The sequence below is a fragment of the Candidatus Magnetaquicoccus inordinatus genome, assembly GCF_004217665.1.
Lineage (GTDB): Bacteria > Pseudomonadota > Magnetococcia > Magnetococcales > Magnetaquicoccaceae > Magnetaquicoccus > Magnetaquicoccus inordinatus.
In genome coordinates this window covers 1-13,571 of record NZ_RXIU01000084.1, presented here as the reverse complement: position 1 = coordinate 13,571, position 13,571 = coordinate 1, and the positions used below count along the sequence as shown (strand labels likewise).

Here is a 13,571-nt window from a genome sequence, read left to right as displayed (position 1 = left end):
AGCAGTGCTTGCCAGTCCAGGGCGTTGGCCACGGCCTCCGCGCGCGCTCTCTCGCCATTTTCTTGCAAAATGGGTGTCAATTGCAATACGCACTCTGCGGTTGGTGGCAGAAAAAGCGTTTCGGCCTGGATGCCAAAATCCAGGCGCAAGATAAAACGCGAGCCTGCTCCCTCTTCGCTTTTGACGCTCAGTTGTCCGCCCATGCGTTCCACCAGCGGTTTGCAGATGGCCAGACCCAAGCCGGTGCCGCCATAGCGGCGGGTGGAGGAGCCATCGCCTTGGGTAAAGGGTTGAAACAGGCGTTCTTGCAACCCTTTATCCATACCGATACCGCTATCCCAGACCACAAATTGCAGTTGTGCGCGCTCTTTTTCGCGGTGCAACAGCTCCACCTCCACACCTGCCTGGCCCCGATCGGTAAATTTGACGGCGTTGTTGAGCAGATGGTTCAAGATTTGTCCCAGTCGCAGCGGGTCACCCAGCAAGCCGCGTGGCACTTCGGCGGCGATGGTCAGGCGCAAGGCCAGCCCTTTTTCCATTGCCTTTTGGTGATAGCGGGTAAGCAGTGGGTTGAGCACATCTTCCAGTTGAAACGGCAGTGCTTGAATCTCCACACCGCCGGCTTCCAGGCGGGAAAAGTCGAGGATATTCGTGATCAGTGTCAACAGCGATTGCGCGGCGCTCTCCATTTTGCGCAAATAGTCCTGTTGTGTGGCCGAGGGGTCGCTTTGCAGCAGCAGGTGGGTCATGCCCATGATGGCGTTCATGGGGGTACGCAGTTCATGGCTCATGTTGGCGAGAAATTCACTTTTCATGCGGTTGGCCTGTTCTGCGGTTGCCCGGGCCACCAGGAGGGCCTGTTCCATGGCTTTGCGGCTGGTCAGATCGGTCATCATGCCGACAAATTGTCGTTCTTGGCCGATTCCGATTTCGCTGACTGCCAAATCGACCACCACCAGGGAGCCATCGCGGCGTTGGGCATGCACCTCGCGGCCTTTCCCGACGATATGGGCGATGCCGCTGCTCAAATAGTTTTGCAGATAGCGATCATGGGCTTCCCGATCGGGGGAGGGCATCAGCATGGCGACATTTTGGCCGATCACCTCTGCTGCGGTATAGCCGAACAGTCGTTCTGCGGCCGGATTGAACAGTTGGACGATGCCATGAATATCGATAGCGATGATGCTGTTGACTGCTTTTTCGACAATTGCCCGGATGGTTGCTTCGCTGCGTTTCAAGCGCTCTTCGGCAGATTTGCGGGTAGCAATATCGGTCAGCAGGCCGACAAAGAGCAGTTTTTCCCCGACCTGCATGCGGTTGATGCGTAGTTCGATAGGAAAGAGGTGGCCATCGGCATGCAGACCAACCAGTTCCACGGTATGTCCGAGAACCCGTGAGGAGCCGCTTTGCAGATAGCGTTGTATGCCTTTTTCGTGGGCTTTGCGATAGGGTTCTGGCATCAACTCGGTCACTGAGCGTCCTACCAGCGCTCCTGCGGGATAACCAAACATCCGTTCGGCGGCGGGATTGATTAGGTGGATCTCTCCTTGTGCATCGATGGTGATGACGCCGTCGGAAGCGGTGGCCAGAATGGCCGGTTGCAGTTCTGCCAGCCATTTTTGTGCGGCGCGGGTGGGGGAGGGATGGGTTGTATTTTGCGGTTCTTCTGCAAATAGATCGGCATAACTTGCGGAGATGCTCTCCAATAAGGGGACCAATCCCTGCAACAAGGTTTTTCCTGCTTCTGCGTCGCCTGCACGCCAAGCCTGCATCTGTTTTTGCAGCCAAATTTCGCTCTCTGCATCACATCCAGCAAATATCTGTTCCATCTGCTGCCGTAACAACCAGTGCATTCTCTCCTCCTTGTCATCATCTCGTCGCGAACATTCTCTGCCGAGAGTAATCCTCTTTCCGACAGGTTTCAATCCATCCTGAAAGAGTGTGAATAGTGTGGTGTGCGATTTATCTCTTGACAAAAAGCCAGCCGCTCTTCCGGATCGGTTTTTTGTGTCCGGGTGAGTGTGCATTCTGCACGGGGCGATTTATAACTTGACAAAAAGCGAATAACATGCAATTAAGGAAAAACTAGCGTAACAGCACCTATTGTTCCGCGTGTTGCCAGGGAGAGCAGAGCATGGAGAGTTCGGGGGGTGGTTCAATTATCAACCATGAGGGGTTGCAGCGTTTGCGTCAGGAGACTGGGGCAGGATTTCAGCGGGTATTGGCATTATTTTTAAAAAATTTTCCAGATCGTCTCATTGCGCTCAATGAGGCGTGGCACAAGCAAGATCGTGCTTTGTTGCGGCAGACAGCGCACAAATTAAAGGGGACTTCGGCGACCTTTTGTGCAGATTCTTTTTCCCATTTGTGTGCGCAATTGGAGAGCAGTGCTGAAGAGGGTTCGGCAGAGGGAGTTGCCGAGATTTTACTGCGCATTGAAAAAGAGGGAGAGTTTGTTCGCAAGGAGTTGCAGGATCTGCTGTTGCTGGCATTGGCCGGGGAGTAATTTTTTCCGGCCAATGGCAGTTGAGGGTGTTGCAGGGTGTGGCAAGGAGTCGGTCAACTCACAATGGCTTCTGTGTGGCGGGGTTTGTCGGTATCAGTTTGGTTGTGAGCATGTGGATGCGCGACATTTATTGATTGAGTGCGCCGAGGATAGTCAACATTTTTTTGAAGCGTTCGGCCTGGATAGTGGTTGCGAGGGCTTTGGCTTCATCTTTTTTTCCGGCCAGGATATAGGGCACAATCTCTTCATCCCGAGTAGTTTTGAAGGGGATCCACACTTCGGCAAACTCTTTCAGGGTTTCGCCATTTTTTGAGATATGGGCATCCACTTTGGTGGTTGCTTGTTTGATGGCATCGATGCGTTTGTTTTGGGCTGTTTGGACATTTTCTGCCAACAGGCCGACCAGGTTGTCACGAGCTTCCATCAGAGCGGCTTTGGTAGCGTCGGCCAGTGGCCCGGCCCAGCAGGTTGCTGACAGGGTCAAGGCCATGGTCAGTGCTGTCATGGAGAACATTTTTTTCATTGCTTCTCTCCTGCAAGTGGCGGTGTGAGAGGGGGGTACGGCGCCCGATATTTTTTATTCTGGTGCAGAGAGATCGCGTGGGCAGATCAGGGCATCTTCTTGCATTACATCGCCGACGATGCGGCCAGAGAGCAGTTCTGGGTGCACGTTCAGGCGTTCACTTTCTGTGTGTAGCACGGCGGCGGTGGTTTCGGCCAGCAAAAGGTAGGCTGGGGTCGCATTTTGTTCGAGCATGCCGGCGGCGAAGGCTTTCACCCAGCGTCCCAGGTGTTGTTCCAAAAATTTACGTGCGGCATCTTCGGTGATTTCCAGGGGTTCCTGCCAGCCTTCTTCCAGGGCATAGGCTTGTTTGAGCAGGAGGACGCTATAGAATTCCAATTCGGTTGCCAGGTGATCTGGTGGGGTTGGTTCCTCTTCTGAGAGGGTCATGGCGAAGGCTTTATAGAAACCGCGAATATCGGCCATTTCTCTTGGTTTACCGGCCAGGCGTTGGCCGTCACCGTAGGCGGTTTCGTGGAGGGAGCATGGGGCGGAGCCCATGAACAGGCGCATATATTCTTGGCTCAGCAGTTCGTCGTTGCACTCTTCCCAGGCAGAGATCATTTCCATCCAAGGGCTATTGGCCACGCCGGCGTGGTAGCTCATATTGCGCATGGCTGTTGCGAGCAGTTGTCGATTACCCTCTTGTGGGTAGGTGAAGCCGTGGGCCAGCAGGCGGAAGATTGCGGCTCGTTCGATTAATTCTTGCAGTGGATCGGAGGTATTTATTGTTTCGTTTGTTTGTGGTTCGTTCATGTTTTGTATCCTGTTTTTGGCAATGGATTTGATCAAAATCGCAATTGAGATCAATGCCTGAATAAAAATAAAAAATAAAATAGTATTACGGGGTCCAGGGGCGATTATCGCCCCTGGCGGGTGCAGGGCGGAGCCCTGCTGCTTGTTTGGCGCGCTTTCAAACAAGCAGATTTGCGTAGCAAATCTGCGCAGCGCGCACAAATCTGTGCCCCGAAGGGGCACTCTTTGGGAGGGCGGACGCCCGACTTACACATTTCTGTTCAAAAGCCACTATGCAGGAACATGCTGCAGCCTGGTGGGCAGGGCATAGTGGTTTTTGGAATATATTTTATTCGCTTGGGTGTCGCGGCCAAAAGCAGCGGCCAAAAGCAACGGCCAAAAGCAGCGGCCAAAAGCAACGGCCAAAAGCAACGGCCAAAAGCAACGGCCAAAACCTAAAAGCAAAACCTAAAAGCAAAGCAAAACAAAACCTTGGAGGCTCCCGCCTCCAAACCTCCGGCTTTGGCGGCGCTGCGCCAAGGCAAAAACCGCCTTGGCTTGTTTGTAAAAGCGCCGCAACAGCAACAGCAACAGCAACAGCAACAGCAACAGCAACAGCAACAGCAACAGCAACAGCAACAGCAACAGCAAAAACAAAATCAACAGATAAAATCAACAGATAAAACCTTGGAGACTCCGTCTCCAAACCTCTGCCAGGAGGGGATAATCCCCTCCTGGACCTCCATAATCAAGCAAAAAAAAATCAAACAAATAAACACACAAAAACAGACAAAATAGCCGGAAGGAAAATTCCCTCCGGCTATCAAAACATTACATCCCTGCAACAAATCCAGCCGGTATCACTTGCCCAAAGTCAAAGAAACCCAGTCCGACCACGACTTGCGCGCACCAACCTCCTGACCACCACCATCCCATACCGCTAACGCCACAATCGTACCCTGACCAGCCTCCAACTTCGGCGCACTCTTCCCAACAGGATTCATCGGCACCGTAATCGTCACATGCCACTTGCCATCCCGATAAATCCCCTTGCCCGTCGCCTCCTGCTTGCTGCGCACAGTCAAAGAACTAAATCCCTCCGCCATCATGTCCAATACCGGCCCCACACTCTGTACCGAAACCGGATTGCCTAACCCCTTGGCCCCAAGATAAGGACGACCAGCATCCGCCGATAAACGGTTGGTGTAATAAAGGTCGGCATCCGGCGCATTGGGATAAAAATCCTGAATCTTGGCCTCCCGACCCTGATCCAAATCCCGCTGCATCGATGCACGCCACTGCAAAACATTCACCCGATTGCCTGCATTACCCATCATCGGCGAAGGCGGATTGTCAGCCTTATAGGTCACCGGAAACTCCACAGCAACCTGATCCGAAAATCCATCCACTACCACCATGTCACTCTTGGTATAATCCTGCCACTCCAACAATAACGCTAACCACTCGCCATTGTGTACCGAACGCACAGTAACCTCCTTGACCGCCGCATTGGGATTGGTCGGCATGGTGACTACCTGCGGCTGCATCGCTACCTTGACCGCTTTGGCCTGGTTCCAAATTGTCCCACCTACATCAACAATCGGACCCTTGCCGCTGACCCGCAGCGCCTGCAACGACTCCGGAGCAGCCTCTTGTGCCCCAGCCTGAGCTGCGCCAGCCACCATCACGCTCAGAGTGGCGGCGAGAAACCCTGTTGAAAACATGCGTTTCATGACTTCCTCCCTCCTACGTGGCATTGCTGCGATGGGTTTGAAACTGCTCATCAAAACCAGGACGAACAAAAATCGGCTCCTTGAAGGGAACTCGTACCAACTCCTCACCCTTCTTGTCCAAACCAATCGCTTGCCCATCCTGATGCCGGAACCCAGACAAAATACTGGGACTGGCACCAAACAACAACAAAGCCGCCAACAACTGTTTATCATCCGCAGCTTTACGATATGTCTGCTGCGCCAACTCTACATCCGCCCCAAACATCTGCTTCAAAAAGGGCGAAGGTACATGAATCGGCGGAATATAATAAACATTCGGCTCCAATCCAAATTGCGGATAAAGCGGCTTGGCTATCTTGGCAATGCGTACCAAATAATCAATCGGATTGCTCTCATTCTCCTGCCCAGGCGGCGAAATAAATCCCTGCAAACGAATCTTGCCAATGCAAGTCATCGTGCACTGCGTCTGCCGACCCTGCTCAACCGCCGGATAACAACCTACACACTTCTCAGAAGTGCGGGTGATGCTGTTAAAGAACGGCTTCTTGTAAGGACAACCCCGTACACACTCCCGATAACCTCGGCAACGCTCCTGATCAATCAAGACAATGCCATCCTCAGGCCGCTTGTAAATCGATTGCCGTGGGCAAGAGGCAAGACAGGCCGGATAGGTGCAATGGTTGCAAATGCGCGGCAGATAATACATCCACTGCATGTGCGGCATCTGCAAAAATGCTCCCTGCGCCAGTTGGCCAATCGAATCATCCTCCGAAATGTTCGGATGCGCATAATCTACATCCTCCGGCAGATAACCCAAAACCATCGAACCATCCGGAGCCGACTCAAACAAAGTCTTGCCCTGATAAACCGGACCAGAAATATCCTGTACCCCGTGCCGGCTTAAAATATTTACATCCCAACCCAACGGATAAAATCCATAAGGCTTGGTCTCCACATTGTTCCAAAACATGTACTCCTGACCACGACTGGAAGTCCAGGTGGTTTTGCAGGCCACTGTGCAGGTCTGACACGAAATACATTTGTTGGTGTCGATGATCATCGCAAATTGCGATTGTGGACGCTTCCCTTCATAGGGATAATCCATCTCCCGCCCGATTTGCCAGTTCATTACCTTCGGCATTGAGAATCTCCTCTTCTTTCCCGGTCGTTATGCTTTGGAACTCTTGACAAATTCACCTTGAAGGAACTGCTTCATGGCGGCACTCTCATTGCTGGGGCGCAATCCCAATTGTACAGGACGCCACAGACCCTTGCCCCCTATTCCGCCATCCTCAGCCTTGGTAAATTTGGCAATGGATTCCCGAGGGGCATTGGTCACACAATGCACATCTACATTGAATCCTTTGGTCACCTCGTTGGTCCACGATTTCCGGGTAATCAACGTCGCTGTCTGATGGGTCGGCTTCAACCAAGTGCGCGTCAGACTCTGATGACCACCATAACGGAACAAAGATTGATAGTTGGTTTCCGCATTTTTGGCCAAACCATCCGCACGGGTTTCATGCGCCTTCACAGTTCCTGGCGTCGCCATGTATCCGTTAAACCACATGCGCGTAACCCCACGCGGCGTTCCCGGATAATAACGAGCACGACAAAGCAACCGAGCTACCTTGTACTCCGCTTTGCGCGCCGGATCATTCCAACCACGGAATGGCAAATCATTGGGATCCCCGTCTACATAAACATAATCCCCATCATTGATGTTCAACGAACGCGCATCCTCTGGATGAATATCCACATACAACTCACCCACACCAGGTGCCCGCTTGTCACGACGATACATGTCCCCAAACGGCCCAAACATCACCATCTGCAAGTCCGTATCAATGGGCATGGTGTGCGAACCATGACGATATTTGGGAGTGTGGAAGATATATTGCCATCCCTGCTCGTTTAACGGATGCTTGGAACTGAGCACCTGCTCAACACTTAACATCGTGTTGCGCATCTGCCGCGTCTGGTGCGAACGATCGTTGGCATCAATCCCCCAATCAGCAGGCGTCTTCGGACGCAAGGCCGGATGCGCCGCAGCAACAATCGCACACGGCTCATGAAATGTGGCATCCGATGGTTCACGATAAACCACCATGTTTTCGCCCGCTTCAATAAACTCAACCTCAGGACGATAAAACTCCAAACGACCCGTTTTGGTGTACCAAGGACGCGACTCCGTCACCTGCTCATAACTGTTGCCACGCGGATAGGTGCGGGTGTTCATCAAAGCCGGAATACCCTTCATGGCGTTGGCCACCAGTTGATCGACTTTGTAACCCTTCAACGGGGTCGAACCATCAATAATCCGCTGCAGATAGACATCCGATTTACCCTCGGCAATAAACTTCCAGACATCCTCAAAACGGCTGTCATTGGTCAACTTGCTCAAGGCCCGCGCCACACCTAAATAGGTCTCATTATCATGTACCGTCTTATAGTTGCGCTGCATCGGTGTGGGAGGATACATCTGCACAAACGGATTCGAGTTGGAGGCGGTCATATCGCTCTGCTTGAACTCAATCCAGGCATCTACCCCATAGATGATGTCTGAATATTCGCAAGAGGCCGTCCACCACCACTCGTTGTAGACCACACACTCTGCACGAGGCAGGGTGTTGAAGACCACATCATAATGACCCTTCTGGTTGCCCAGACTGGAGTTGGAGTTGACCTGCCAAATCGCTTTGGTCGGAGTGGGGACATGCTTGCCGACAGTGATCTTTTTATTGCCCGCCTTCATGATCCGCTCGCCATTGGCCCAATAGTGCATCGACTCGGGACGGATATACAGCTTGGGCGTCACCTTGCCAGCAGGATCCATCTGCAGATTGAAGGGATCTTCCAAAGTAAAACGCGGCACACCAGAAAAGAGTGTGTTTTTATAGGTGCCCGCATAAGAGCCGACATTGCCACCGTTGCGGCCCAGGTTGGCGCTCAAAGCCGCCAGCAGATGAATCGCCCGGTCCTTGTTGTCGTTGTTCCAGAATTGGTTGGGCCCCATGCCACAGGCAAACAGTGTCTTGCCGCGATTGTTGGCAATATCCCGCGCCAGGGAGATGATCGCCTCTTTGGGAGTGCGGGTCAAAGCGGAGACCTTCTCCACCGTCATGTTCTCATCCAAATATTGCTTGGTCAGATCAAACACAGTGCGGCAGGTTATCTTTTTGCCATCAGCCAAGGTGACCTCAAAACTGCCCGACAAAGCAGGATTGGCCTTGAAATGTACCCCCACCTGATCATGACCCACAGCCAATGGTTGATTGCCATCCCAAACTACATAATCGGCAAATTCACCAACCAAACCTTCCAATACCTGTACACCCTTTTGCAACGGCGTCGGTGCCGGATTTTGATCCTTCGGTATCACCTGGGTCCAGTTTTCCAACTTGCTGTTGACATGGTTGGGAAATACATCCGAAGCTTTCAAACGCTCCAAAGTATCCATGCGCACCAGGCTGGGCAGATCAGTAAACTGACGCACAAACTCGGTATCAAACAGATTTTCATTGATCATCACGCTGGCCACACCCAAAGCAAAGGCGGGATCAGTACCAGGACGAATGATGATCACATCATCCGATTTGTTGGCGGTGGAAGAGTATTCCACAGTAACCGCAACCGTTTTTGCTCCCTTGAGACGGGCTTCGGTCAGCCAGTGACCATCCGGCATTTTGGTGGAGATCCAGTTCATGCCCCATACCACCACCAACCCGGCATTCTCTGTATCAAAAAGCTCAAAGTCGTTGGTCTGCTCGCCGTGCACCATGGGATGGCCTGGCGGCAGGTCGGTATGGAAAGAGTAGGAGTCCCAGGTGCCACCACCCATGGCTTTGGCCGGCTCCACCTTGCGAATGTCTTGATCCAACAAGGCCATGGAGTTGGCAAAACGGAAGGAGCCAAAAATACGCACAGCACCCTGCTTGGCCATGCCACCACGGAATTTCATAACCCGGGTGCCCGCCCCTTCGGCAGCAGCCACCATGTCCGGATCATAATTTTGCGCCAACAGATACTCCTTGCCTTTGTCACCAGTATAGGTCTCGGCAATATTTTTCAACGCCATGGCATGATACCGATAGGCTTCATCATGGCTGACCCGTACAAAAGAGTCCCAACCGCGATTCATCAACTCCCTGGCCGGAGCGCCGGTTTTGGGGTCACGCTGGAACCCTTCATCTACCCACTTTTTGAAGTTTTTGCGAATAAAGGCACCATTGACGCGACGATCACCATAAAAACGCCGCGCCAAAACCAGACCCTTTTGGCAGCAGCGGGGATCCCAACGATGTGAGGCTTGGTTGTTGTAAAGATCCTTGGCCTGACCATACCCGTAGGTCGGCTCAATGCGTACCACCACATCATTCTTGATATAGGCGTTCAGCAGGCAGTTGTGGGTATCATTGGGGCAGCACATGAAGACAAATTGGCTGTCAGTCTTGAAAATATCCCGGTACATCTTTTCCCAATCCCGGTTGGGATAGCCCGCCAAAGGGTTTTCCACAGTTACCGGCGCAAGAAACTTGTAATCGGCAAAGAGTTGGCTCGGCGCCACCGCCGCTCCAAACCCAGCCGCGCCCAGCAGTTGCATAAACCGCCGCCGCGTCACTTGTTCTTTGGGTAAATTCATCGAGTGCCTCCTCAAATTGAGAAAAACTCGTCCGGTATGCTACCGGACTTATAACCACCATGCCATCCCACCAATCGACGCCCCCTCATGGCCGAGTCTCTGCGTCTATATGCAATAAATATTATTTATCGAGCGGAAAAAGGGTAAATACAACCTCTCTGTTTGCAAAGCACAATAGATAACAGCAAACAAATAGCAAACACCGCTCTTGTCTTTGCCTGTAGCGACGGCTTACGCTAGCCGATCCCCCACAGCTTCTCAAGGCTTGCATCAGAACAAAATTGATCCATGTTAATAAAGTTTACGAATTTTTTGTATCCTGTTTTACACAATATGATCCTGTGCTTATCTCTATGAATGGCATTTTTTATGCAAACAAAGTGTTGCATTTTGGCTTGGTTCATGTAATATTTTTTGCGAATAAGTAACGAAACAAACATAATTTGCAGATCTCTTTCTGAACCCCTCTCTTTCGATCCGGCAGAATCCAACGTGTCTACCCTTTTGATCGTTGAAGATGAAAAAGATTTGGCGCAGGTGCTGGAGTACAACCTCAAGCGCGAAGGTTTCCAGGTGCATCTCTGTTTTTCTGCAGAGGAGGCTGTCTCCTGGATCAATCAGCACCCACTTCCCGACCTGGCCATTTTGGACATTGTCCTGCCTGGCATGTCAGGGGTCGAATTGTGTCGGCGATGGCGGCAGAGTGAGGCCAGCAAGAGTCTGCCGATCCTCTTTCTCAGTGCCCGCGCTGAAGAGACCGACCGTATCATCGGTTTTGAGATGGGGGCCGATGATTATATGGCCAAACCGTTTCATGTGCGCGAACTGCTGTTGCGCATCCGCGCTATTTTACGTCGGCAAACATTTTTGGTGCAGCCTGCCGTTGCTGAGAATAATCGACTGCATAATGGCAGGTTGCTGCTGGATCGCAAAAAGCATCAGGTGTTTGTCGATAATCAGGAGGTTGCCCTGACCAGCATGGAGTTCAAGCTTTTGGAGATTTTGCTGACCCATAAAGGTGAGGTGCAATCCAGGGATGATTTGTTGGCTGCAGTCTGGAATATCCATAACAACGCCATTCAAACCCGTACTGTGGATGTGCATATTAAACGCTTGCGCCAAAAATTGGGTGCCAGTGGTGACCTCATCGAAACAGTACGCAATATTGGTTATTGTTTGCGCGATTCCACACAGGAATAGTCCTCATGAACTTCAGTGTTCGCGCCCGTTGCGTACTCTCATTTTTGCTTCTGACCAGTGTGGCGATGGGTATTGTGGCCATCTATCTGGAGCAGACCTTGGGGGAGTGGTCTGATGCCCATGTGCTTACCGAGTTGCGACGTTATGCCGAGACTGCCCGGGCCATGGTTGAGGCGCACGAAGAGTTTCCGAGCAATGAATATGTGGATCATTTAGCCAATCTGCTGGGTCAGGATCACTCGGTGCGTGTGACCTTTATCTCTGCCGATGGCTCGGTCATGGGTGATTCCATCCTTGATGGTGTAGATCTGTTGGCCATGGAAAACCATGCCAATCGGCCCGAAGTGCTGGCGGCCTGGCAGGAGGGGTTTGGGGTCAACAAACATTTTTCCACCACTCTCTCCATGCCCATGCTCTATGTGGCGATTCCTTTCCACCATGTGCTTGGCAAAAGCGGTATAGTACGTACCGCCATCTCTCTGCAGGATGTGCAGGCCATCCACACCCGTTTGGATTGGGCGCTATTTATCTCCTCGTTGCTCTTTATCGCTGTCTGGATTCCAATGAGCAACCTGTCGGCACGTTGGACCTTTCAGCCACTGCGCTTTGTGGCTCAGCAGGTGCAAAATATTGTCCGTGGCACCCATGCCCCCCCGCTGCCGGTTCATGGCAACGATGCCTTGGCCGGTTTGGCCTCCTCGCTCAATCTTTTGGCGGAAGAGAAGGAGGATATGTTGATCCGCTTGGCCCGGCAACAGGAAAAGATGAGTGCTGTTTTGCAAAGCATGAGCGAAGGGGTGATTGCCATTGACAGCGCCCAGCAGATCACTTTGATGAACCGTTCGGCCATCGAGTTGCTGCAGGTGGGAGAGGCGTGGCAAGGCATGGCCATTGCCCAGGCTTTGCCGGCCCCGGTCTTGGCTCTTTTGCCGGGGGCTGATGCAGCAGAGACTCCTGTGGCTCCCAGTTGTGAATTTATCTTGCCCGGCCGCTCCAGTCGGCAGATTTTGGCTTTTATCACGCCGTTGCATGATCATCCTGGTTCATTGATTGTGTTGCGGGATGTGACGGAGCGGCGTCGTTTGGATCGGATTCAGCGGGAGTTTGTGGCCAATGTATCGCATGAGCTGCGCACGCCCATCAGCATTATTCAAGCCAACGCCCAGACCTTGCGTGATGGTGCGTTGGAGGATCCCGAATACAGCCGCATTCTTACCAATGCTTTGGAGCGGAATGCGCAGCGTTTAGGCAAGATCATCACTGATTTGTTGGAGTTATCCCGTTTGGAAGCCAATCAGGATCCGGTACCGCTCACCCCCTTGCCGTTGTTACCTTTGGTACAGGAGGCGGTTGATTTGGTATTGGAAAATGCGGAGGAGAAGCGTTTAAGCGTGCAGGTAGCGATAGACGAAGCAGCGGTTTATGAGATCAATGCCGATCTGGTGCATCGTGTTTTGGCCAATTTTTTGGACAATGCCATCAAATATACGCCAGAAGGGGGCAATCTGCGTGTGCAGTTGCGTCGGCAGGGGGAGTTGCAGCGTTTGGAGTTGCTGGATGATGGTGAGGGGATAGCAGCGCAGCATCGGGAGCATATTTTTGAGCGATTTTATCGTGTGGATCCCGGCCAGAATCGGCATATGGGCGGAACCGGTTTAGGTTTGGCCATTGCCAAGCATTTGGCCGAGCGCATGGGTTTGCAGGTTGGGGTTGAGGAGGTGCAACCGCATGGCTCCCTGTTTTGGCTCTCTCTGCCAAAGGAGAGCTGATTCTCTTCTGCGTGCCTTTATGATCTCTTGCTCTCTTTATTGTGTTGTGATGCAGTCAGGGCCATCGCATTAAAAAACCAGAAAACCAGAAAACCAGAAAATTATTATGGAGGTCCAGGAGGAGATTATCTCCTCCTGGTGGGTGCAGGGCAAAGCCCTGCTGAAAATGTGCGGCGTTTCACCAGAAGCGAATGCGTAGCATTCGCGCACGCCGCACAGATTTGTGCCCCGAAGGGGCACTCTTTGGGAGGGCGGACGCCCGACATGCACAGTTTCGCTTGTGGCAACAGTGAGAAAATTGGCAAATGCGCTTGCCTTGTGCAGGAGTGCAGGAGTGCTGGAGTGCTGGAGTGCAGGAGTGCAGGAGTGCAGGAGTGCAGGAGTGCAGGAGTGCAGGAGTGCAGGAGTGCAGGAGTGCAGGAGT

At 52.4% G+C, this 13,571-nt stretch carries 10 protein-coding genes; 4 read left to right on the top strand and 6 right to left on the bottom strand.

What is annotated here, in order from left to right:
- A partial coding sequence (locus EJP87_RS07965; RefSeq protein WP_193771233.1) for a PAS domain-containing hybrid sensor histidine kinase/response regulator occupies window positions 1–1,853 on the bottom strand: 1,853 nt, incomplete at its 3' end.
- Window positions 1,854–2,134: 281 nt separating this feature from the next.
- Here EJP87_RS07965 and EJP87_RS07960 point away from each other — a divergent pair.
- On the top strand, window positions 2,135–2,506 hold the full coding sequence (locus EJP87_RS07960; RefSeq protein ID WP_130471334.1) for an Hpt domain-containing protein: 372 nt from the start codon (window positions 2,135–2,137) through the stop codon (window positions 2,504–2,506).
- A 127-nt stretch (window positions 2,507–2,633) separates the two neighbouring features.
- Here EJP87_RS07960 and EJP87_RS07955 read toward each other — a convergent pair whose 3' ends face one another.
- Entirely contained in the window at window positions 2,634–3,029 is a 396-nt protein-coding gene (locus EJP87_RS07955) for a hypothetical protein (RefSeq protein ID WP_130471333.1), read from the bottom strand.
- Window positions 3,030–3,083: 54 nt separating this feature from the next.
- Window positions 3,084–3,989 (bottom strand): TorD/DmsD family molecular chaperone, encoded by a 906-nt coding sequence (locus EJP87_RS07950; protein ID WP_130471332.1) that lies wholly within the window; start codon window positions 3,987–3,989, stop codon window positions 3,084–3,086.
- 107 nt (window positions 3,990–4,096) lie between these two features.
- Here EJP87_RS07950 and EJP87_RS07945 point away from each other — a divergent pair, with 107 nt between their 5' ends.
- Entirely contained in the window at window positions 4,097–4,486 is a 390-nt protein-coding gene (locus tag EJP87_RS07945) for a hypothetical protein (protein WP_130471331.1), read from the top strand.
- Between the two features lie 177 nt (window positions 4,487–4,663).
- On the opposite strand, the gene EJP87_RS07940 is transcribed toward EJP87_RS07945, so the two are convergent.
- From EJP87_RS07940 to EJP87_RS07930, 3 genes are read right to left on the bottom strand one after another with little or no spacing between them, the layout of a single operon-like run.
- Window positions 4,664–5,536 carry an ethylbenzene dehydrogenase-related protein gene (locus EJP87_RS07940; protein WP_193771232.1) on the bottom strand — a complete coding sequence of 291 codons (873 nt, stop codon included), beginning with the start codon at window positions 5,534–5,536 and terminating at the stop codon, window positions 4,664–4,666.
- Window positions 5,537–5,549: 13 nt separating this feature from the next.
- The gene (locus EJP87_RS07935) at window positions 5,550–6,677 is read right to left on the bottom strand and encodes a 4Fe-4S dicluster domain-containing protein (RefSeq protein ID WP_130471329.1); all 1,128 of its coding nucleotides are present in this window, start codon (window positions 6,675–6,677) and stop codon (window positions 5,550–5,552) included.
- A 27-nt stretch (window positions 6,678–6,704) separates the two neighbouring features.
- Window positions 6,705–10,178 (bottom strand): molybdopterin-dependent oxidoreductase, encoded by a 3,474-nt coding sequence (locus tag EJP87_RS07930; RefSeq protein WP_130471328.1) that lies wholly within the window; start codon window positions 10,176–10,178, stop codon window positions 6,705–6,707.
- 492 nt (window positions 10,179–10,670) lie between these two features.
- Here EJP87_RS07930 and EJP87_RS07925 point away from each other — a divergent pair, with 492 nt between their 5' ends.
- Both EJP87_RS07925 and EJP87_RS07920 read left to right on the top strand, forming a co-directional pair.
- Entirely contained in the window at window positions 10,671–11,378 is a 708-nt protein-coding gene (locus EJP87_RS07925) for a response regulator transcription factor (RefSeq protein WP_130471327.1), read from the top strand.
- Between the two features lie 5 nt (window positions 11,379–11,383).
- Window positions 11,384–13,147: a sensor histidine kinase gene (locus tag EJP87_RS07920; RefSeq protein WP_130471326.1), complete on the top strand. Its 1,764-nt coding sequence runs from the start codon at window positions 11,384–11,386 to the stop codon at window positions 13,145–13,147.
- Window positions 13,148–13,571 lie beyond the last annotated feature (424 nt).